19 protein-coding genes are annotated in these 21245 nt (G+C 54.7%); 4 read left to right on the top strand and 15 right to left on the bottom strand.

Going from position 1 to position 21245, the window contains the following annotated elements:
* Positions 1-3 precede the first annotated feature (3 nt).
* The gene (gene nirB, locus AS19_RS05755) at positions 4-2535 is read right to left on the bottom strand and encodes a nitrite reductase large subunit NirB (RefSeq protein WP_011588369.1); all 2532 of its coding nucleotides are present in this window, start codon (positions 2533-2535) and stop codon (positions 4-6) included.
* 322 nt (positions 2536-2857) lie between these two features.
* On the opposite strand from nirB, the gene AS19_RS05750 reads away from it, so the two are divergent.
* Positions 2858-4327: a NarK family nitrate/nitrite MFS transporter gene (locus tag AS19_RS05750; RefSeq protein ID WP_035458410.1), complete on the top strand. Its 1470-nt coding sequence runs from the start codon at positions 2858-2860 to the stop codon at positions 4325-4327.
* An 85-nt stretch (positions 4328-4412) separates the two neighbouring features.
* On the top strand, positions 4413-6119 hold the full coding sequence (locus AS19_RS05745) for a bifunctional protein-serine/threonine kinase/phosphatase (RefSeq protein ID WP_011588367.1): 1707 nt from the start codon (positions 4413-4415) through the stop codon (positions 6117-6119).
* A 73-nt stretch (positions 6120-6192) separates the two neighbouring features.
* On the opposite strand, the gene AS19_RS05740 is transcribed toward AS19_RS05745, so the two are convergent.
* Both AS19_RS05740 and AS19_RS05735 read right to left on the bottom strand, forming a co-directional pair.
* Entirely contained in the window at positions 6193-6747 is a 555-nt protein-coding gene (locus AS19_RS05740) for a DUF1285 domain-containing protein (protein ID WP_011588366.1), read from the bottom strand.
* A complete protein-coding gene (locus AS19_RS05735; RefSeq protein ID WP_011588365.1) occupies positions 6744-7379 on the bottom strand; it encodes a TetR/AcrR family transcriptional regulator in 636 nt (211 codons plus the stop codon). Before AS19_RS05735 ends, AS19_RS05740 begins: the two co-directional genes overlap by 4 nt.
* Positions 7380-7587: 208 nt before the next feature.
* Here AS19_RS05735 and AS19_RS05730 point away from each other — a divergent pair, with 208 nt between their 5' ends.
* Entirely contained in the window at positions 7588-8721 is a 1134-nt protein-coding gene (locus tag AS19_RS05730) for an aminotransferase class V-fold PLP-dependent enzyme (RefSeq protein ID WP_011588364.1), read from the top strand.
* Positions 8722-8769: 48 nt separating this feature from the next.
* Positions 8770-9612 (top strand): hypothetical protein, encoded by an 843-nt coding sequence (locus tag AS19_RS05725; protein WP_041704923.1) that lies wholly within the window; start codon positions 8770-8772, stop codon positions 9610-9612.
* Here the strand turns inward: AS19_RS05725 and AS19_RS05720 are convergent.
* From AS19_RS05720 to fabD, 12 genes are all read right to left on the bottom strand, one after another.
* Positions 9580-11229: a serine protease gene (locus AS19_RS05720; protein WP_035458420.1), complete on the bottom strand. Its 1650-nt coding sequence runs from the start codon at positions 11227-11229 to the stop codon at positions 9580-9582. The two genes, AS19_RS05725 and AS19_RS05720, sit on opposite strands and share 33 nt — an antisense overlap.
* Positions 11230-11513: 284 nt before the next feature.
* Positions 11514-12830, bottom strand: coding sequence for a DNA recombination protein RmuC (locus tag AS19_RS05715; RefSeq protein WP_011588361.1), 1317 nt, complete (start codon positions 12828-12830; stop codon positions 11514-11516).
* A complete protein-coding gene (locus tag AS19_RS05710; protein WP_011588360.1) occupies positions 12827-13648 on the bottom strand; it encodes a TatD family hydrolase in 822 nt (273 codons plus the stop codon). Before AS19_RS05710 ends, AS19_RS05715 begins: the two co-directional genes overlap by 4 nt.
* 171 nt (positions 13649-13819) lie before the next feature.
* Complete coding sequence (locus AS19_RS05705; RefSeq protein WP_011588359.1) at positions 13820-14167, bottom strand: PilZ domain-containing protein; 348 nt, start codon at positions 14165-14167, stop codon at positions 13820-13822.
* 42 nt (positions 14168-14209) lie between these two features.
* Positions 14210-15217 (bottom strand): DNA polymerase III subunit delta', encoded by a 1008-nt coding sequence (locus AS19_RS05700; protein ID WP_011588358.1) that lies wholly within the window; start codon positions 15215-15217, stop codon positions 14210-14212.
* Positions 15208-15834 carry a dTMP kinase gene (gene tmk, locus AS19_RS05695; RefSeq protein ID WP_011588357.1) on the bottom strand — a complete coding sequence of 209 codons (627 nt, stop codon included), beginning with the start codon at positions 15832-15834 and terminating at the stop codon, positions 15208-15210. The genes AS19_RS05700 and tmk overlap by 10 nt, the downstream gene beginning before the upstream one ends.
* The gene (gene mltG, locus AS19_RS05690) at positions 15831-16889 is read right to left on the bottom strand and encodes an endolytic transglycosylase MltG (protein ID WP_011588356.1); all 1059 of its coding nucleotides are present in this window, start codon (positions 16887-16889) and stop codon (positions 15831-15833) included. Before mltG ends, tmk begins: the two co-directional genes overlap by 4 nt.
* Before the next feature lie 10 nt (positions 16890-16899).
* Positions 16900-17712, bottom strand: a complete 813-nt coding sequence (gene pabC / locus AS19_RS05685) for an aminodeoxychorismate lyase (RefSeq protein WP_011588355.1) — start codon at positions 17710-17712, stop codon at positions 16900-16902.
* Positions 17712-18950, bottom strand: a complete 1239-nt coding sequence (gene fabF / locus AS19_RS05680) for a beta-ketoacyl-ACP synthase II (RefSeq protein WP_035458431.1) — start codon at positions 18948-18950, stop codon at positions 17712-17714. The genes pabC and fabF overlap by 1 nt, the downstream gene beginning before the upstream one ends.
* A gap of 189 nt (positions 18951-19139) precedes the next feature.
* The gene (acpP, locus tag AS19_RS05675) at positions 19140-19373 is read right to left on the bottom strand and encodes an acyl carrier protein (RefSeq protein ID WP_007149764.1); all 234 of its coding nucleotides are present in this window, start codon (positions 19371-19373) and stop codon (positions 19140-19142) included.
* A gap of 186 nt (positions 19374-19559) precedes the next feature.
* Positions 19560-20291, bottom strand: a complete 732-nt coding sequence (gene fabG / locus AS19_RS05670; RefSeq protein WP_011588353.1) for a 3-oxoacyl-ACP reductase FabG — start codon at positions 20289-20291, stop codon at positions 19560-19562.
* A 2-nt stretch (positions 20292-20293) separates the two neighbouring features.
* Entirely contained in the window at positions 20294-21223 is a 930-nt protein-coding gene (fabD, locus tag AS19_RS05665; protein ID WP_011588352.1) for an ACP S-malonyltransferase, read from the bottom strand.
* Positions 21224-21245 lie beyond the last annotated feature (22 nt).

Genomic DNA, 21245 nt, shown 5'->3' with positions numbered 1-21245 from the left:
GGCTTACGCCTCCTCAACCAGCTCGATACGTTCATGCTCGTAGGCGGGACGTCGCTGGCCACGTTCACGCACGTAGGTCAGGTTGTCATCCGCTTCAGCGGTATCATTGATAAAGTGATTGAAACGTTTCACCGCTTCGGGATTTTCGATGGTGGACTTCCACTCACACTGGTATGTCTCGATCACGTGTTGCATCTGTGCTTCAAGCTCATCGCCCATGCCCAAGGAATCGTTGAGGATCACGTCTTTCAGGTAATCCAACCCGCCTTCTAAGTTTTCCAGCCAGACACTGGTGCGCTGCAAACGATCCGCTGTTTTGATGTAGAACATCAAGAAACGATCAATGGTTTTAATCAGCTGTTCATCGGTGAGATCGGAGGCAAACAGATCCGCATGGCGCGGGCGCATACCCCCGTTACCGCACACATACAGGTTCCAGCCTTTCTCCGTGGCAATTACGCCCACGTCTTTGCTCTGAGCTTCTGCACATTCGCGGGTACAGCCACTCACCGCCATTTTGATCTTGTGCGGGCTACGCAGGCCTTTGTAGCGGTCCTCCACTTGAATAGCGGTGCCCACGGAATCTTTCACCCCATAACGACACCAGGTAGAGCCCACACAGGACTTCACCGTGCGCAGGGATTTACCGTAGGCGTGCCCAGTTTCAAAACCGGCATCGACCAAAATCTTCCAGATTTCCGGCAGCTGCTCCACACGGGCACCGAACAAGTCCACCCGCTGGCCACCCGTAATCTTGGTATAGAGATCGTATTGCTTGGCCACCTCGCCCAGCACAATCAGTTTGTCCGGCGTGATTTCACCGCCGGCCACCCGGGGCACAATGGAATACGTGCCGTCGCGCTGCATGTTGCCAAGGAAGTAATCATTGGTGTCCTGCAGGCCAGCATGGGGTTTGTTGAGCACCCAGTCGTTCCAGCAGGAAGCCAGCACGTTGGCCACGGTCGGTTTACAGATGTCACAACCATCGCCGCTACCATGGGCTTCCAGAAAGGCATCAAAAGTGGTGATCTGGCCGACGCGTACCAGGTGATAGATTTCTTGACGGGAATACGGAAAGTGTTCGCAGAGATGGTTGTTCACTTCCACACCGCGTTTTTCCAGCTCACTATCCAGCACCTGTTTCACCAGCGCGGAGCAACCCCCACAGGTAGCCGATGCCTTGGTGCAAGCTTTCAAGTCACCCACGGTCTGGGCGCCATCGTCGATGGCCGCACACAGGTCGCCCTTGGAGACGTTATTACAGGAACAAATCTGCGCCGAATCGGGCAATGCATCGGCGCCCAGCAGAGGCGCGCCGTCCGACACCGGTGCCACCAGGGCCGCCGGATCACCGGGCAAGTCCATTTCATTCAGGCAAAGTTGCAACAAGTTACCGTAATCGGCAGCATCACCCACCAACACCGCACCCAACAGTTTCTTGCCACACGCGCTGATCACCGCTTTTTTGTAGATACCCGCGGTTTGATCCATAAACACGGTACTGCGGCAGCCCGGCGTGCTGCCGTGAGCATCTCCGATGGATGCCACATCCACGCCCATCAGCTTCAGCTTGGTGCTCATGTCCGCACCGGCAAACTGCTTTTCTGCTTTTCCTATCAGATGTTCTGCGGCCACTTCTGCCATCTGGTAACCCGGCGCCACCAGCCCGAAAATGCGCCCTTCCCATAGCGCCACTTCACCGATCGCATAAATATGCTCGTCGGAAGTGACACATTGGTTATTGACCACAATGCCGCCGCGCTCGCCGATGGCCAGCTCACAAGCCCTGCCCAATTCGTCCTGAGGACGGATCCCGGCGGAGAAAACAATGACATCGGTTTCCAAATACTTGTCGTCACCGAAGTTCATTCGATGAGTGCAGGTTTCACCGTCGACAATATCTTGTGTACCGGTGCTAGTGTGCACGGTGACACCCAGCTCCTGAATCTTGTCTTTCAGCAAGCCGCCGCCAAAATCATCCACTTGCACCGCCATCAGCCGGGGAGCGAATTCCACCACATGCGTTTCAAGCCCCAAGTCATGAAGCGCCTTAGCCGCTTCTAAACCCAGCAACCCTCCACCGACCACGGCGCCCACCTTGCCGTTCTTGCTGGCAGCAATCATGGCATCCAGGTCATCAATGGTGCGGTACACAAAGCAGTTGTCGCGGTCGTTGCCGGGAATCGGCGGGATGAAAGGATAGGAGCCGGTGGCCAGCACGACCTTGTCGTAAGGCAGGGTTTCACCCGTATTGGTGGTGACCGTTTTGCCCGCGCGATCAATCGCGTTGACCTTGGTGTTAAGTTTCAGCGTGATGCCGTGCTCTTCGAAAAACCCTTCCGGCACTAGCGACAGGTCGTCGGCGGTCTTGCCGGAAAAATAACTGGTCAGCCCTACTCGGTCATAGGCCGGCAGCGGCTCGGCACACAGTACCGTAATATCAAAGTGCTCTCGGCCACCCAGGGCTACCAGAGACTCTAGATAACGTTGTCCGACCATCCCGTGGCCGATCAGAAGAAGTTGTTGCTTTGCCATAAGGCTCACCCTCGCGGTGCGTAACTGACACCACCACTACAGCAAGCCTTATGCCAACTAACTAACCCATTGAAATAAATAAGGTTATTTCCTTTTTTATCAAGTAATAACAAAAGCCCTGCTTTCTTTTAATGCGCCGGTGCACGAGAAAAAGGCACTTTCTTGTGCACCGTATTGACCCAAAAACGCTCCCCTTTTGCGCACATATTTTCTAATCGCCTCTCTCTACCAAGAAATACTCTATTAAAAACATGAACTTAATCACATGGCACAGGAGTTGCTCAGGCTCTCTTATCGTTAATCGCCCATGCATGGAGATTTCATGAGCGCTCAAAACCTGAATCTATTGAACCTGTCCCAGCCTCGTATACGGTTACTGCACCTAAGCTGGGTTGCCTTCTTTATTACCTTTGTGGTGTGGTTTTCCCACGCCCCATTAATGGGGCACCTTCGCGAGGCTTTCGACTTGAGCGCGGAACAGGTCAAAGCATTGTTGATCCTTAACGTGGCATTGACCATCCCGGCCCGGGTGGTTATTGGCTCCCTGGTCGATCGCTTCGGGCCACGCCGGGTGTTTGGTCTGCTGCTGATACTGGCGGCCTTCCCCTGCTGGGCATTCGCCCTATCCACTACCTTTGAACAACTGGCCGTTACACGTTTGCTTATGGGCTTTGTTGGCGCTGGCTTTGTGGTCGGCATTCGCCTGATTAGTGAATGGTTTCCTGCCCGGGAAGTCGGCCTAGCAGAAGGCGTTTATGGCGGCTGGGGTAACTTTGGTTCTGCAGCAGCAGCCATTACTTTACCAACCATCGCCATGCTTTTTGGGGGCGAAAACGGCTGGCGCTGGGCCGTTGCCAGCACCGGTGCGGTAGCAATGCTATACGGTATCTTTTTCCTGTGGTTCGCCCGAAATACTCCCGCTGGCTCCTCCTACTTCAAACCCAAGAAAGCCAGCGCTCTTGAAGTCAGCACGCGAAAAGATCTGTTCTTTTATCTCTTGATGAGCCTGCCACTTTATATTGCCCTGCTGGTTATTGTCTGGCGCCTTGGGCCAACCAATCTTGATCTGTTCGGGGGGACTACCCAAATTCTACTGGCGGCGTTGATTATCAGCCTTGCGATTGTGCAGTTAGGCCAAGCCTGGCGCGTGAATCGCGACCACTTGAAAGAAGGCGTTGCCGAGCACGATCGCTACAGTTTCAAACAAGTGGCCATTCTCGACCTGTCTTACATGGTGACATTTGGCTCTGAACTAGCGGTGGTTTCCATGCTGCCGCTTTTCTTCAGTGATACGTTCAGCTTGTCTGCGGTTACCGCTGGCCTGCTGGCATCCGGTTATGCGTTCATGAATCTGGTTGCACGGCCCGGCGGCGGCTGGGTATCGGACAAATTCGGCCGCAAAAAGTCTTTGGCCATCCTGTTGTGCGGGTTGATGGTAGGTTATGGCCTGATGAGCCAGATCTCCGGCACCTGGCCCATCGCCCTAGCCGTTATTGCCACCATGTGCTGTTCCTTCTTCGTTCAAGCTGGCGAAGGCGCGGTCTTCGCCACCGTACCGTTAATTAAACGTCGCCTCACCGGCCAAATTGCCGGCATGGTAGGCGCCTATGGCAATGCGGGTGCGGTGATTTTCCTTACCGTGCTGACCTTCGTGGAACCGTCTACTTTCTTTCTGGTCATTGCCGCCAGTGCCGCCGTTGCCTTGGCCGCCGTACAATTCCTAGATGAACCCAAAGGTCACATTGCAGAAATTGATGAAAAAGGCGAAGTGCAGCTCATCAAAGTGAGTTGATGACACCCTTTGAGTCCGGGCACGCGGGAACTCCTGTTTGCTCGGACCACCGCTCACAACACGCTATCGGTATAGGAGCACAAGAATGGAAGTGTCCACCGGCCCCGCTGGCAACGCCGACACCATGGTCGAACCCGAGTTGCACCCCCGCGTACGGATCGGGCAATTCAGTGACAGCGGCCCCAAGCTGCACAACCAAGATGCCTTGGCTATGCAGGTACCGGAAGGGTCACTGCTGCGCACCAAAGGCATTGTCGCAGCCCTGGCAGACGGCCTATCCAGTGCCGGTGCCGCTCGAGAGGCAGCAGAGTCCTGCGTGCTGGGTTTTATCAATGATTACTACGCCACTCCATCGTTATGGAGCGTACCGCGCTCTGCGCAACGTGTACTGGAAGCCCTGAACCGTTGGTTATGTCGCCAGACACTGGCTGGCGACAGCCATCTCTGTACACTTTCTTTGCTGATTTTACGCTCGCGCACCGCGCACATTTTTCAGGTTGGCGATTCCCGCGTATGGCGCATGCGTCACAACAGGCTAGAATGCCTGACTCGCGATCACAGCCGCCGAATCGGCGCAAACCGGCAAGTGCTCACCCGCGCCATGGGAGGAGATACTCGTCTGGACGTGGACTACAGCAGTGTAGATTTACAGGTGGGCGATATTTATCTCTTGTCCAGCGATGGTTTACACGGTTTCTTGGCCCGTTCACGGATGCAAAACATTTTGCGCGAAACCAACCAACCAGAACTTGCTGCCAAAACGTTGGTGCAAGCTGCGTTGGCTAACGGCAGCGACGATAACGTAAGCTGTCAGGTAATACATGTTGACGGGCTACCGGACGCCAGCGCCGATGAAGCGCTGAAACAACGTGGTAGCCTGCCACTCCCCCCTCCGCTTTCCCCCGGCATTAAAATTGACGGCTTTACAGTAAAGCGTGAGCTTTACGCCAGCGTACGCAGCCACCTTTATCTGGTGGAAGATAAGAAAGGCAACGCCTCGGTACTGAAAACACCATCGATCAATCTGGAAGATGATCGTGATGCACTGGAACGCTTCGTCATGGAAGGCTGGGTGGGTAACCGGCTACGCAACCCGCATTTATTACACGCCTTGCCGCTACCCGAAAATACGTCCTGCCTTTACCAACACCTGGAATTTATCGACGGTGTGACACTGCAACAGTGGCTCAGGGAACACCCGGACGCACCGGTTGAAGAAAAACTATATTTAGCAGATCAACTGCTCAACGGGGTGCGTGCCCTACACCGTGCCGATGTGATTCATGGTGACCTGAAGCCAGATAACATTATGGTAGACACTACTGGATTGGTGCGCATTGTGGACTTTGGTAGCTGCCATTGTCGTGGAATGGAACAAACTGCCGCCAGTATTCCTTTAGGCACCCTGCATTACAGCGCGCCAGAACTGGCAGAAGGCGAAGCTCCAAGCGAGCAAAGCGATCTATTCTCCATCGCGGTGATCATTCATGAAATGCTGACGGGCACCCTGCCTTGGCAAGGTCGCTATGAAAAAGCCTCACACCTGCCCCTTCCTCCATTGCAAAGCCATAACGCGTTTATCCCGCTATGGATCAACAACGTGCTAGAACTTGCGCTACAACGGCAGCCTAAGCTCCGCTTTACCGATGCAGCAGAATTTCGCGATGCTCTGCGCCGCCCCGTTCGTAGCAATAAACCTGTGGCAGACACTAACACCCAGCAATTAAGAATGTGGAAAGGCGCCGTAATCGTACTGGCTGTGCTGTTGCTGATCAGCGTAACACTACGCTGATCAGTCAAGAGTGGGGTGTAATCAGATTTGGCTACGGGGCTCACCCGATAATGTTTACACGAGAGGTCAGCGGTTAATCTGCCAAGCTACCCAGAGCGAACGTTTTACCGTTGCTGCGTACTTGCAGGATATCGCCCTGTTGCTCGGCCCAATCGACCAACTGATAAAACGCTGAACGCCCAATCAATGCCGTCAGATTGTCACGCACACACAGGTAAGGGGAAGGCTCACCGGTCTCGCTATCGGTGTTAACCCAGAGGGGATGGTCGTCTCCGGCAACCACATGGCTGCCCACATTGGTGGTAAACACTAATTTTGTGGTGCCACCTTCTTCTACTTGCTGCACTTGCGTCGCAACAAACGGCGCATCATCGACCTGAATACGTAACTTTTCCACCGGGGTAATCAGAAAATAATCGTCTTTTTCGCGCAACATAATAGTTGAAAAAAGCGCCACCATTCTGGGCCGCTCAATGGGTGAATCTTGATAAAACCAAGTGCCGTCCCGGGCGATACGCATGTCGATGTCCGCATGACGTTCCGGGTTCCATTGATGCACCGGCGGCAGGCCGGTTTCATCATCGGCCGCTTTTTCCAGTAACGTAAGCAGCGCCTCGGCTTGTTTCATCGCGGACCTCGCTGCCCTTTGTTCCCCATACGAATACCAATTTCAATAAGGAAGTCGAGAAAATCATCCTTGTCATCAATCAGTTTTTGATAAAACGGTGATTCCATCAATGCCGCCGCACCATGGGCCAGCGCCCAAGCAGAGCAAATGTGATAGATGGCCGGCACCTCTTCCAGCGACCCTTCTTCCATTCTCGCCTTCACAATCTCGGTGAGCCGAGCAAAGTTGGCTTTGCGGATGCTGTGTAGTTTCTCCACCAACTCCGGCAGCGCGTGGTCCTTGATCACCTTGTTTTCCAACCGATCAAACAACTGGTATCGCTTAGGATCAGATATCCGGAAACGAAAATACTCCCGGGCTAACGTTTCCTTATTATCGACATCGGAAATCTTTTGAAAGACCCCTGCCAAGTCTTCTTCGTAGCGCAGCATCAGCAACAGGTAAATTTCGTTCTTGGTTTCAAAATGCTTGTAGATGGTTCCTTTGCCGATACCTACCCGGTCCGCAATCATTTCCACGGTTACTCGGTCTTCGCCTTCTTCCAGAAAAAGGGCCAGAGCGGCATCGAGAATTTCACGTTCTCGCTGACGAAATTCCTGTGCTTTACGCGTGGCTTTTTCCAGATCACCCATCTTTTTCTCCTTGCGTCCACCTCCGTAGCGGACTGAACAGTCGCAATTCTAACGTATTCCCTTTTGCGCGCCTATCCGCTAAGCCCACTGCAACCTCTCAAAACACAAGGTGGCTATGCTGTTCATGGAAACCCAACGCCGGTTAGCATAGCGTCATGGTGTACATCACCGCTCCCCTACCCACCTTCCCCCAACACATGGAGGCAACATGGCCCATACAGACCGCTCTCCACTGGACATTGCAACACAATTCCCCCAGCAGGACGGCTTGCTCTACTTGAACCACGCGGCTGTAGCGCCCTGGCCTCTGCGCACTCAAGCGGCGGTGAGCGAGTTTGCACGGCAGAACGTACACATTGGCGCCCGGGATTATCCACTCTGGCTAAAAGTAGAGCAGCAGTTGCGTGAGCGTTTGGCCTGGCTAGTGGGAGGCGTCCATATCGACGAAATCGGCCTGCTGAAGAACACTTCCGAGGGGCTATCTGTTATCGCCCAAGGTCTTGAATGGCACACCGGTGACCAAATCATCATCAGCGATCAAGAATTTCCGTCCAACCGCATTCCCTGGCAGGCCCTAGCCAACCAAGGCGTAGACGTGATTGAAGTGAATCTGGAGGGCGACAACCCGGAACAGAATGTCATTGACGCCATGGGGCCGCGTACCCGCCTGGTGTCACTGTCGGCGGTCCAGTATGGCTCAGGCCTGCTGATGGACATGGCCCCCATCGGCGCCGCCTGCCGAGCACAAGGGACATTATTCTGTGTGGACGCCATCCAGATACTCGGCGCATTGCCGTTTTCTGCAGAGCGGGTACAAGCCGATTTCGTGGTAGCCGATGGCCACAAGTGGATGCTTGGCCCGGAAGGGCTCGCCCTATTCTACTGTCGCCAGGCAGTCCAGGACCAACTGACCCTGCGCCAGCACGGCTGGCATATGGTGACTGATCCGGGCAATTACACCCGCAAGGACTGGCAACCCGCCATCACCGCCAAACGCTTTGAATGCGGCAGCCCAAACATGCTTGGCGCCCATGCCCTGAATGCCTCCCTTTCGTTACTTCAAGACACCGGGATGGATGTGGTAGCTAACGCGCTGCAGCAACGGGTACAGCGACTGATTGATGGATTACATAGTAAAGGGGCCACATTGCTCAGCCCCACTGCCAGGGAACGCCGGGCTGGCATTGTGACCTTCCGCTTGCCACACGAAGCCCCCAACGAGACCTTTCAACGCCTGAAAAATGGCGGAGTCGTTTGTGCTGAGCGGGGTGGCGGCGTTCGCTTATCACCACACTTCTACACGACCAATTCGGTCATCGACCAAGCTCTGGACCTGCTGTAAGCTCCTGAAACTCGTACGTGCCTCGTTATGGATACCGGAGCCTCACACATGAACCGACAGCTGGCCTTTTATCAATGGATCTGCCGCCGCTTGCAGCGTGATGAACAGTTCAGTGGCCAGCCCAGTGCTGATTTGGGAAGCCTGCGCACGGTACTGAGGTCTTGTGATGTGCTACTTGTTGCCGGTCATAGCACCGTAGACCGAACTTTCAAGGTGATTGGCGATAGTCGCTATGCTCGCGCAGTGCTCTACATTGGGCGGCTGCACGATGTGGCGGACCCTGCCCTGCGTGCGCTGTTAGCGGATTACACTCCCTGCGAACCGGATACCCAATTGGTCATTGACGCCCGCCTAGAAAGAGGGCTGATCGTGGAACCCTTGTCATCACTAGAAGGCCGCCATATTCGCGTATGCCGGGCTCAGGGCCTGAGCGACAATGAAGCTCAGGATGTCCTGCGCTACGCCATCAGCCGTATTGGCGTCGGCAGCACCCAATCCTGGGGGGCGCTAGCCATGATGGCTCTGCTGCCTTGGCGCTTGCTGCCCCTGCGTTGGCGTGCCAGGCTGTTCCGCCGCTGGGCCGGTGAACTGGTCAAAGCCCTCAGCGGTACCGTGGTGGCAGATGCTTTCAGCTTTGTGCAGTTCCCGGTAATGCCGTTGGTAAAGGAAAGCGAGCCCACTGCCCGCTTGCTCAGGCTGCAACCTCGCGCCATTACCGCTGCAGACTTCGACCACTCCCCCTATTTTGAGATTATCAAGGCGCCTTTCCAGATAAATGCTATCCCCAAAGGGATTGATGCTCTTCCTTGGAAAGGCAATCAGGGCGCGCTGGCGCCAGAGCGCCAACGCCACCTGACACTAGTGGAGCCGACGAACGGAAACCACGGTTAACAGCGCCAGTAACCACCAGGACAGACTCCCGCCACCACCACCACTGCCACCAGCACTTCCTCCGGCACTTCCACCGCTGGACGCTTTACGCGCCTGCGCCGGTTGAGTACTAGCGGTGTTATCGTTCGCCGGATAGTCGCCATTATCGGTCCACACCCGCACCCACAGGTTCTCGTTACCCTGACCTTCTAGTAGTAATTGCTGAGAGGCCTTTTCGCCAGGAGCCATATCACCTAGAGCACATTGCACCGAGTTCGTGCCGAAACAATTCTCCGGCAATTGCGCCGTACTCCACCCGGAGGGAAGAGCAAAACTCACACGCACCCGCGCGGCTGTTTGGTGAGTCGCCACATTGGTCACCTGGGCATTAACACGCACCAGGTCATCACTGCCACGCTGAGTGGTCAGGCTAAGCACCACATCCGGCTCATCGCTGAAAACCAATTTCAGGTTTTCGCCCAAGCTAGAGAAGTAGTCATGAGAAGTACTACTAATCGGATCAATACGGATGTCGTCTGACCAGCGATTACTGGCGCTGAGGGTAATACTGTAAGTGGCACTTTCTTGCCCCAAAGCCAGATCAGTATTACCGAGACAGTCGGTATAGCCGATATTAGCGACACAGGTCAGCCCAGGGACACGCACTGTCAGTCCATTTTTGTGTGCAATTCGCAGGCCCACATTACCGGCTCGTGTTTGCTGGCTGGTGTTAGCGATGCGAGTATGCAGCGTGGTAGATGCACCCGGATTAGTGTAGGTGTCAACGGCTTCACCGGTGAGCTCAAGGTCAACAAGACTTCCCAAAGTGGTTTGCTCAAGCCAATCCAAGTAGCGATCCACTCGGGTATATACCGCTGGAATGCCGGCGGTGGCGCACCGTTCGTGGCCGTAGCTAGTAATCCCAACCAGCCATTGTTGCCCAAGCTCACCATAAACTAGCGGTCCACCACTATCCCCACGACAGGTGTCCTGTGCGACATTCAAGGGATTCATTTCACCCGCGCAGATTTGATTACCGGTTAGGTTCCCCCACTGGTTGGCGCAAGTACTGTTTGGCACATAATCCACACTAGCTTCACGCAGGGAGTTGGAAAGGCCATTGCCGCTGGGAGAGGTGGAACCCCAACCCGTTATCTGCAGCGCTTCGTCATGACTTCCGCGTGCCAGCGCAGAAACCGTCTGGGGTTTAGCCAAATTAAGCGGGGTGGCCTGACTGTCAGAAGACAACCGTAGCAATGCCAAATCATTGTGAAAGGTAACCGCACGATAGTTCGGATGGACTCGCACCGCTGAAACAGACAAACGCTCAGGAGGGTTTGCCTCTGTTCGATCTAGGCTTCCCAGCGCCACAAACAATTGACTGGGTTGCAAGGTGGTGCCGCTGGGAGTTACCACACAGTGTGCGGCCGTCAACACCCAGCCCGGAGCAACCAACGTTCCACCACACAGCGTGGCAGCATAGGCGGAGTTTCCAGATAGGCTAACTTCCACTTCGGCCATCCACGGCCGGACTGTTACTACATCCTGTCCCCCGATAATACGAGGTTGAGCGTCAAGCGCCGATACCGCTTGTGCCAAACCCATTACCAATAGTAGGGCGAACATCAAACGACACATAGAACCACCTTTAGTTAGATTGAGTTACAAGACTCATACTAACTAAGGCGTTTTCATTACCTGTGACGCAGTTCTAATATTATTAAACTAGCACTATGGCACTAGATAACTATTATTTTTGATTATCAAAGTCGTCACTTTACCCTATATTTTGTCGTCTTAAGCGACACACCCTATCAGACATAAAATAATTGAAATGCACTTATTTTATGTGCAATACCTTTTATATTGAGCAGAAATATCGTACTTTCCGTGCATTCTGACGGACTGATGAGCCTTTTTTCTTATGATTCCCCTTGCTGTTCATCAGCGGGGGCGGGTAACGCTCTACGCGCTTTTGCCCCCAGCTCTTTGAGTTGTTGCGCCTGGCGATATAGGTTGCCACGGCCACTACTGAGACGCTTAAAAGTGGTATCCCACGCAGATTGTGCCTTACCGATTTTGTCACCGAGATCATCCATGGAATCGCCAATCAGCGACACCTGATCACAAATTTTCCCGGCACGATCAGCGATATCTAACGCATTCTGGTTTTGGTACTCATAACGCCAAATATTCTGGATCGTGCGCAACGTTACCAATAACGTAGTTGGACTAACCAATACTATGTTGCGAGAAAAGGCGTCAGAATAAAGGCGATGATCTTGCTCCATGGCCACCATGAACGCTCCCTCAATGGGAATAAAAAGCAGCACAAAATCCAGGCTCCGAATACCTTCCAGACCGCTGTAATCCTTCGCATCTAAGCCTTTAATATGACTGCGTAGGGAGGCCAGATGGTCGCGTAATGCCTGTTCGCGCTCCTCCGCCGTAGAGGCAGAAGAAAGCCGCTCATAGGCCACCAACGATACTTTCGCGTCGATCACCACATCCTTATTTTCCGGCAGGTGCACAATAGCATCCGGCAGCCGTCGCTGGCCGCTCTCATCCTTCAACGTAACCTGGGTTTCGTATTCACGGCCCCGGGTCAGGCCGGAAGACTCTAGCACTCGCTCCAAAATCATCTCACCCCAATTACCCTGGGTCTTGGACTGGCCTTTTAAGGCGTCGGTGAGATTGCGCGCATCTTCATGCATCTGCTGATTAAGGCTTTTCAAATGGCCCAACTGTTCGATCAGGGATGCCTGAGCACGGGTTTCGTCGCTGTGAATTTGATCCACCCGACGGCGAAAATCCGCCAGCTGCTCACGGAACGGTTTGAGCATGCCATCAAGGCCCTGCTGGTGTTGCTCCTGTAATTGCTTGCCGCGCTGCTCCAGTACTTTCCCGGACAGGTTCTCAAACTCCTGCTTCAGCTGATTTCGGCTTTGCTCGGAGAAGGCCAACTTTTCCTGCTGCCCAGCCAGCCGTTCTTCCAGCCGGGCCTTATCGGCTCCCAACTGCTGTAGCTGTGCGTCCGTGTGCTGCTGCCGTTGTTGCTGTTCTTGTAGCTGCTGCTTGAGCAGCGGTACCTGGGCCAGCGGCTCGCTCAGAGCATTTTTCTCGGCCAGCAATACGGCTTCACGCGCAGCCGCTCGGCGCCGCTCCAGCAACGCCACAAGCAACGCTGCCACTACACCACCACCTAGCGCTGCCAGCGCCAGCATTGCATACAGGTTCATGCTTGTGCCTTGTTGAACAGAGAAAAGAAGTTATTCGTGGTGGCCGCCGCCAGAGCATCCACACTGATCCCCTGCAGTGCTGCCACACATTCAGCCACCTGAACCACATAGCGCGGCTCATTGGGCTTGCCACGAAAAGGAACTGGAGCGAGCCAGGGGGAATCGGTTTCGATCAATAAACGCTCCAGAGGTAACTGCCTCACGGTCTCCCGCAGGGCCTGCGCATTGCGAAACGTGACAATCCCAGAAATGGAAATGTAGAAACCCAGCTCTATGGCCTGTCGGGCCATGTCCAGGTCTTCAGTGAAGCAGTGGAGCACGCCGCGAACTTCCCCCCTACCGTGCTCGCGCAACAGCGCCAAGGTATCCTCCTTGGCGCCGCGCGTGTGCACAACCAAAGGCAGGCCGGTTTCACGAGCAGCCTGAATATGGGCAATAAAATAGCGCTGCTGCCACTCTCGCTCTTCCTTTGCATAGAAGTAATCCAGCCCGGTTTCGCCAATAGCGACAACCTTGGGGTGGGCCCCACGCTCAATCAGCTCCTCTACAACGGGCTCACGGGATTCCTTGTAAAGTGGATGCACCCCGACGCTGGCAAAAACATTGTCATATTGTTCAGCCAGCGCCTGCACTTGCGGAAAGGTTTCTAGATCCACACCGATGCACAGCATGTGGCTGATCCTAGCCTGCGCGGTGGCCGCCATCATCGCCGCGAAGTCGCCATCATGGGCGTCAAGATTCAGACGATCTAAATGACAATGGGAATCCACAAAAGAGGTAGCAATCACAACAAGCTCCAACGTTAAAAACGCAGGCATTGTAGCGTAGGGAGCGCCCAGCACACACCACGCGGCACACACAGCACCGGCTAAAATGATCGCATCTGAAATACAGAAGGCCGCGTCCTAAAAAAGAGGCGGCCTTCTTATTTGACAGCCAGAACCCAACACGCTTGCGTTGTTGCACGCAGCGCAATACGAGTCAGCCTCTCACATGGTATACGTAGGACGATCCGATTCCAGTGAACCGGCCAGATGATTCTCGATGGTAACGCGGGCGGTATCGTCCTGATCGGAGAATTGCACACCGATCCCCGCACTACGGTTCCCTTGAGCCCCTTTGGGGGTGATCCACACGACCTTGCCAGCCACTGGAATCTTATCGGCTTCATCCATAATGTTCAGTAGCAGGAAGATCTCTTCCCCTAACGTGTATTGCTTTTCAGTGGGAATAAACAAACCGCCGTTGGTAATGAACGGCATGTAAGCCGAATACAGCACCGCTTTATCTTTGATGGAAAGCGACAGAATGCCATTGCGACCTACCGGCATCTTCATGAACCAACCCCTTACGAAATTATTATTAATCTATAATCAAGGTTAGTGCGCCGCCGCCGCAGCGTCAACGCCCACCAACACCAACAACCACTGCTCGTAGAGCAGCTCCTTATTGGGGTTGGCTCCAGACAACAAGGCGCGGCGACCTTCCAGCACACGCTGGGCGGCCCGTAACAGACGAGCCGGAGGCACAGCCTTATTAAGGCGCTCTAGCAGCGGCGCCAGCAAGGCATCGGAGCTCTGCTGACCAGAAAAACGTTGATTCAAACTCCGCGATAGCCATCCGTAAATCACACTAGCCATTTCCGTGGGGTCATGCTTGGCCAGCACCGGGGAGGCCTGCGCTACCGATTGGCGCCCTTCTGCCACCCTGACTAGGGTATCCAGCAAACGGGTCCGATCGGCGAACCACTCCGCTTGCTCAAGAGCCAGTGCCCGCAAAGGCGCCCCCTGAGCGGCATCCAGTAACGAGGCCGCGCTTTCTCCCACTTGCGACTGCAGCCACTGTAACGCATGTTCCTTTACCGGTAAGGGCAAGATACGTTGCTGACAACGGCTACGAATGGTTGGCAACAGCAGGGTTGGTTGGTCGCTAACCAGCAACAATAGGGTTTGTGTTCCAGGCTCTTCGAGGGTTTTCAGCAACGCATTCTGGGCGTTGCGGTTAAGGGCTTCAGCGGGGGAAATAATCGCCACACGATAACCACTGTATTGCGCAGTACGGGTGGCAAATGCTACCAACTTGCGCACCTGGTCAATCTTGATGGTTTTGCTTTTTTCTTCCGGGCTAAGTCGATACAAATCTGGATGGGTGCCTGCCGTGCTGAGCTGGCAACCTTGGCAATGACCACAGGGCAAGCCAGCGGAGGGTTTTTCACATAATAAAGTTTGCGCCAAAGACTCCGCCAGCCGCAATTTACCAATGCCTTTCGGACCGCTTAGCAACAGGGCATGGGGCAGCCGCCCCCGGGCGTGTTGATCAAGCAGCTGCGCCATAGCATCGCTGTGCCAAGGGCAAGGGACCTGAACTTTTGCACCGGTTACGGCCATGCCTGCATCTCCTCAACAATCCGGGCTAGTTGTTGCTGTACTGATTCCAGCGGCTGGCTAGCGTCTACCGTGCGAAACCGATTGGGCTCCTGGGCTGCCCGAGCCAGGTAACACTGGCGGATGCGATCAAAAAAAGCTCGATCCTCCTGTTCAATGCGGTCCAGTGCGGCACGCTTGCCCGCGCGCGCCATGCCCACCTCCACCGGCACATCGAACAGTATAGTCATGTCTGGACGGGTATCTCGAATAACGAGGGCCTCCAGTGCAGCAATGGCGGCGCTATCTAGTCCCCGCCCTGCTCCCTGGTAAGCCCAGGTGGCATCCAAAAATCGATCACACAAGACCCATTCGCCGCGCGCTAGTGCCGGACGAATCTTCTGCTCCAAATGCTGCGCCCGTGCAGCAAAGACCAGCAGTAATTCGGTATCGTCAGCCATGACTTCGTTACTGGGTGCCAGCAGCACTTCGCGAATCGATTCAGCCAGGGCTGTGCCTCCGGGCTCTCGGCTTACCATCACCGTCTTACCCTCGGCCCGAAGCGCCTCTGCCAACCAAACGAGGTTGCTACTCTTACCTGCACCCTCTCCGCCTTCTAGGGTAATAAAGCGACCGCTCATTGCCCTCCTCCCGGCGAAGACCGGTATCCTTCCCGGCGTCGTAATTGGTATTCGCGCACCGCTCTTCGATGTTCCGCCAGGGTCTTGGAAAAATAGTGGCTGCCATCACCGCGAGCGACAAAATACAGCGACTCGGTTGTCGCCGGCTTTACTGCCGCCAAAATCGCTTCATGACCGGGCATGGCAATAGGGGTGGGCGGCAGGCCATCAATCACATAGGTATTGTAAGGTGTCGCACGACGCAGGTCCGAGCGGCGAATATTTCCGTTATAGGCTTCACCCATGCCGTAAATCACGGTGGGGTCAGTTTGCAAGCGCATACCCTTATTCAAACGGTTGGTAAAAACGCCTGCAATTTCAGATCGCTCTTCTGGGACACCGGTTTCCCGTTCAACGATGGAGGCCATAATCAGCGCTTCATATGGTGTTTGCAAAGGCAAATCCTTGGCCCGTTGCTGCCAAGCGGCGTCCAGAATACGCTCCTGCCGCTCCAGTGCCCGGGCCAGGATAGTCAGGTCTGATGTGCCACGGGTATAAAAATAGGTTTCCGGTGCAAACCAGCCTTCGGGATGTAAATCAGGGCGACCGAGTTTCGCCATGACTTGTTCGTCAGTCAGCCCTTTCAGTCGATGTTCCAGGGTTTCCAGGGCAGCCAACCGGGCTCGCAATTCTCGGAAATTCCAGCCTTCGACTAACGTCAGACTACGTTGCAGTACATCGCCCCGATCCATTTTTTCCAACAACGACAATAACGAATCACCGGGTTTGAGTTGATACTCGCCCATGTGCATGCGCCCATCCATGCCGGTGAAAGCAGAATAAATTCGCGCACCCACTCGACGGCACCGGGCGTCAACCCCCTCACCTAGAATACCGTCACGTTTGAGGTTGTAGAGCACACGGCTCAGCCCCGCCCCTTTAGTCACCTCCACGGTAAATGTTTCAGAAATCGGTAACGGGCGATGTAGATAACTACTGACCCAGGCCCCCGCCACAGGAACAGCGACTATCAGTAGGACAACCAACAGTCCAAAAATACGGATTTTTTTACGCATAGTGGGGTTATTAGCCCTTCAGTGAGCCGGCCAAAAAGGTTTCTGTCGACTGTTGCAGTTCCCGGACCGATGCCAACACCGGCCAATGCCATTGCGCCAGTTTACGCACCGCGAGCACGCCGACAACACTGTTACACAAAAACAGGCCTTCGGCAGTACGCAGCTGTGACAGTGGCCGCAGATCGCAGACCACTTTTTCACCGCCATGGCGCAGCGTATCACGCAAGTGGCCTTGCATAACGCCCTCCACACCGGCACCCGCTGCAGCCAAATCAGGCATCCACCAGTGATCGGCGAAGCGGGCAAAGAGATTCATGGACGTAGCCTCCAAGGGCTGACGACGGGTGCTGAGTAGCAATCCTTCGTCCCACCCTTGCTGTGCCACTTCACGGCGGGCCATTACCTGTGCAAGGCGGTTAAGGTGTTTGTAGCCCGCCAACGGATCAGGGTACAAAGGAGTCTGGCACAATCCCAGCGCTAACCCTTCACGGCGTTGTCGCTCAGACCACTCTGGCAAAGTGCTCGTCTGCCACAGAACCGTAGGCTGCGCCGATTGCGGTGGCAAATAGCCCCTGCCACCCACGCCACGGGTAACCGTGAGTTTGACTACCCCCGGCTCGCCACCTAGCGCCGCAACGCCAGCATCCAGTGCTGCCTGCAATGTAGACTCGGAGGGTTGTGCGATGCCCAGCGTTTGTAGCCCACCATACAAGCGGGCGCGATGGCGAGCCCACAATGGCGACTTGCCGGAGGCGGTCACTCGCACGGTTTCAAACACACCATCTCCGTAAGCGAGGCCGCGATCACGGGGGTCTAGTGGCATTACACCTTCTTGAACAGCAAGGTGCCGTTAGTACCACCAAAACCAAAGGAATTGGACAGCGCGTAGTTGATGGTGCGTTCCTGAGCCTGATTTGCCACGAAGTTCAGGTCACACCCTTCATCCGGGTTATCCAGATTGATGGTAGGCGGAGCCACCGAATCACGCATGGCCAAAATGGAGAAAATCGCTTCCACGGCCCCCGCCGCACCCAGCAAATGCCCGACCATGGACTTGGTGGAGCTCACCGCCAATTTGTAGGCATGATCACCAAACAGGGTTTTCACCGCCATCGCTTCGGCCACATCACCCATTTGCGTGGAGGTGCCGTGGGCATTGATGTAATCCACCTGATCCGGCTCAACCCCGGCATTGCGCAGGGCGTTGCGCATGGCACGCATGGCTCCGTCGCCGCCCGCTGCCGGAGAAGTGATGTGGTATGCATCATCACTCATGCCAAAACCTACCAGCTCCGCATAGATGGTGGCACCACGGGCCTTGGCGTGCTCGTACTCTTCTAGCACAACCGCACCAGCGCCATCAGCCAGCACAAAGCCATCGCGATCTTTGTCCCAGGGGCGACTAGCTGCTTGTGGGTCATCGTTACGAGTAGATAATGCACGTGCAGCGGCAAAACCACCTACTCCCAATGGTGAAGATCCTTTCTCTGCCCCGCCAGCAACCATCACATCCGCCTGCCCCAGAATAATCTGCTGGGCGGCAAACCCTATATTGTGGGTGCCTGTGGTGCACGCTGTTACCGTGGCAAAGTTCGGCCCTTTCATCCCGTACATGATCGCCAGATTACCTGCGATCATATTAATAATGGTGCCGGGCACAAAGAAGGGCGACAGCTTACGCGGACCGGAATCGAGCAGTTTACGATGGTTTTCTTCGATATAGGTGAGGCCTCCAATGCCCGAGCCAATAGCGGCACCAACGCGTTCGGCGTCTTCCTTTTCCATGTCCAAGCCCGCATCACGCACAGCCTGAATAGCCGCCACCAAACCGTACTGAACAAAAATGTCCATCTTGCGGGCATCTTTGGGGGACAAGTATTCGGAAATATCAAAGTCAGGCACCAGGCCAGCAAAACGGGTAGCAAAGCGCTCCGTATCAAAGTGCTCGATATTGCGAATGCCACTTTTACCCGCCTTGATGCCTTCCCAAGTAGAAGCCACATCGACTCCAAGCGGCGTGAGCATTCCCAACCCTGTAATAACGACTCGACGTGACGTCACCCAATACCTCCCAAATCCATGTTTTTTGGCGCCATTTAAAGGCCTTAATGCAACAAGACTACTACAACCGGCCCATTAACTGGCTGCCGTAATGTAAGAAAACGTCACTTGTTACGGCAAATATTCTGGCCACAAAAAAGCCGCAAGCTCATTGAACCTGCGGCTTTTTTGTTATTCGATCAACCGAAATCAGCTGTGTGCTTTAATATAATCCACAGCGGACTGGACGGTGCTGATTTTCTCAGCTTCTTCATCCGGAATTTCGGTTTCAAATTCTTCTTCCAGGGCCATCACTAGCTCAACGGTATCCAGGGAGTCTGCACCCAGATCTTCAACGAAGGACGCTTCTGATTTTACGTCTTCCGGCTTAACACCCAGTTGCTCAACGATGATTTTGTTTACGCGTTCTTCGATGCTGCTCATGATCGTATTACTCTCCTGATTAATGGTGTGCTAGCACCTGTCAGCGGCTATTCTAGGTGAACGCTGTTTGCGGTTGCAAGCCGACTAGACCGATGCCTTTCCTTGAAGTTTTTCCAAATATTTTCTTCTGCAAAAACAGTCAATTAGACAGCCTTCCCAGAAACCCTCGGGTGCCCACTTTTTGAGCTACCCGGTAAACATGCCCCCATTGACGTGCAAAGTGGTTCCCGTGACATAACCACCGCCCTCACTGGCCAGCCAAGCAACCGCACTGGCAATCTCCGCCGGCTGCCCCAAGCGCCCCAAGGGAATTCCCTGCAGTAGGGCCTCTTTCTGGGCTTCTGGCAGCGCCTCTGTCATGTCCGTTTGAATAAAGCCCGGAGCAACAGAGTTCACCGTAATGTTACGTGAGCCAAGCTCGCGGGCCAATGCCCTTGAGAAACCTTCTACGCCGCCTTTAGCGGCCGCGTAATTGGCTTGCCCTGCGTTACCCATGGTGCCGACCACCGAGCTGATATTGATAATCCGGCCCCAACGCGCTTTCGTCATGCCTTTCAAGCATGCCTTGCTAACACGATAAAGGGAATTGAGATTAGTATTGATCACATCATCCCATTCATCTTCCTTCATCCGAAGCATGATGTTATCGCGGGTAATACCCGCGTTATTCACCAACACCAAAGGAGCACCAAACTCTTCGTTGATGCTCTTGAGGGTGGCGTCCACCGACGTCTTGTCTGCCACATCAAGCCTCTTGCCGGCACCGTTTTCGCCCAACGCATCGCCAATGGCGGCAGCCCCTTTGTCAGTAGTAGCCGTGCCAACCACAAAAAAACCATTCGCAATCAGTTGTTCGGCAATCGCCCGGCCGATGCCCCGGCTAGCGCCGGTTACCAGTGCCACTTTCTTGTCTGACATGCTTATTCTCCTTGCAGAGCAGCCGTGAAAGCTGCCTCTGTTTCCAGCGGACGAGCGGCCAATTCCCGGTCAATGCGTTTCACCAAACCACACAAAACCTTGCCCGGGCCACACTCATAAAGATGACCAACACCCTGCTCTTGCAGTGCCTGAATGGTTTCCACCCAGCGCACCGGTGAATAAAGTTGGCGAATCAACGCATCACGAATTTTCTCCGGATCCGTTTCCATGGCCACATCCACATTATTGATCACCGGCATTTCCGCCGCGTGAAAACGGGTATCACTCAAGGTATCGGCAAGCTGTGCAGCGGCAGGTTTCATCAACGCACAATGGGACGGCACACTGACCGGAAGCGCCATGGCACGTTTCGCACCAGCCTCTTTACAGGCTGCAATAGCCCGCTCAACCGCATCCGCTGAACCGGCAATAACCACCTGTCCTGGCGCATTAAAATTGACAGCCTCAACAACGCCGCCCTGAGCTGCCTGCTCACAAGCGCTGCGAACCTGATCATCATCCAACCCGAGAATGGCAGCCATGCTGCCTTCACCCTGGCCAACGGCCTGCTGCATCAACTGGCCACGAGTACGCACCAGCCGCACGGCATCACCCAGATTAATGACTCCGGCGCAACTCAGCGCCGTGTACTCACCCAGGCTATGCCCTGCCAACACATTCGGCCGTGGGCCACCGCTCTGTTCCCACAAACGCCACAGGGCAACGCCTGCGGTCAGCAGTAAAGGCTGAGTGATTTCTGTCTGATTGAGCGCTTCTTTTGGCCCTTCTTGGGCTAACGCCCAGAGGTCCTGATCCAGCGCACCAGAGGCTTCCTGAAAGGTTTGCTTCACCGCCGGACGTTCGGCGAACTCACTGAGCATCCCCAGGCCCTGAGACCCTTGGCCAGGAAAAATAAAGGCTGTCTTGGACATGCAACATCCCCTTGAAAATAGG

Source organism: Alcanivorax sp. NBRC 101098 (genome assembly GCF_001010505.1).
In the GTDB taxonomy this organism is placed as follows: Bacteria; Pseudomonadota; Gammaproteobacteria; order Pseudomonadales; family Alcanivoracaceae; genus Alcanivorax; species Alcanivorax borkumensis.
This window is presented reverse-complemented; position numbering and strand designations above follow the sequence as displayed.

Excerpts from the sequence above, each read along its gene's own strand:
- nirB (WP_011588369.1), bottom strand. The coding sequence starts at position 2,535 with ATGGCAAAGCAACAACTTCTTCTGATCGGCCACGGGATGGTCGGACAA.
- pabC (WP_011588355.1), bottom strand. The coding sequence starts at position 17,712 with ATGCCACTAGACCCCCGTGATCGCGGCCTCGCTTACGGAGATGGTGTG.
- AS19_RS05705 (WP_011588359.1), bottom strand. The coding sequence starts at position 14,167 with ATGAAGATGCCGGTAGGTCGCAATGGCATTCTGTCGCTTTCCATCAAA.
- AS19_RS05745 (WP_011588367.1), top strand. The coding sequence starts at position 4,413 with ATGGAAGTGTCCACCGGCCCCGCTGGCAACGCCGACACCATGGTCGAA.
- AS19_RS05725 (WP_041704923.1), top strand. The coding sequence starts at position 8,770 with ATGAACCGACAGCTGGCCTTTTATCAATGGATCTGCCGCCGCTTGCAG.
- AS19_RS05740 (WP_011588366.1), bottom strand. The coding sequence starts at position 6,747 with ATGAAACAAGCCGAGGCGCTGCTTACGTTACTGGAAAAAGCGGCCGAT.
- AS19_RS05715 (WP_011588361.1), bottom strand. The coding sequence starts at position 12,830 with ATGAACCTGTATGCAATGCTGGCGCTGGCAGCGCTAGGTGGTGGTGTA.
- tmk (WP_011588357.1), bottom strand. The coding sequence starts at position 15,834 with ATGAGCGGTCGCTTTATTACCCTAGAAGGCGGAGAGGGTGCAGGTAAG.
- fabG (WP_011588353.1), bottom strand. The coding sequence starts at position 20,291 with ATGTCAGACAAGAAAGTGGCACTGGTAACCGGCGCTAGCCGGGGCATC.
- AS19_RS05730 (WP_011588364.1), top strand. The coding sequence starts at position 7,588 with ATGGCCCATACAGACCGCTCTCCACTGGACATTGCAACACAATTCCCC.
- fabD (WP_011588352.1), bottom strand. The coding sequence starts at position 21,223 with ATGTCCAAGACAGCCTTTATTTTTCCTGGCCAAGGGTCTCAGGGCCTG.
- AS19_RS05720 (WP_035458420.1), bottom strand. The coding sequence starts at position 11,229 with ATGTGTCGTTTGATGTTCGCCCTACTATTGGTAATGGGTTTGGCACAA.
- AS19_RS05700 (WP_011588358.1), bottom strand. The coding sequence starts at position 15,217 with ATGGCCGTAACCGGTGCAAAAGTTCAGGTCCCTTGCCCTTGGCACAGC.
- AS19_RS05750 (WP_035458410.1), top strand. The coding sequence starts at position 2,858 with ATGAGCGCTCAAAACCTGAATCTATTGAACCTGTCCCAGCCTCGTATA.
- acpP (WP_007149764.1), bottom strand. The coding sequence starts at position 19,373 with ATGAGCAGCATCGAAGAACGCGTAAACAAAATCATCGTTGAGCAACTG.
- mltG (WP_011588356.1), bottom strand. The coding sequence starts at position 16,889 with ATGCGTAAAAAAATCCGTATTTTTGGACTGTTGGTTGTCCTACTGATA.
- AS19_RS05735 (WP_011588365.1), bottom strand. The coding sequence starts at position 7,379 with ATGGGTGATCTGGAAAAAGCCACGCGTAAAGCACAGGAATTTCGTCAG.
- AS19_RS05710 (WP_011588360.1), bottom strand. The coding sequence starts at position 13,648 with ATGCCTGCGTTTTTAACGTTGGAGCTTGTTGTGATTGCTACCTCTTTT.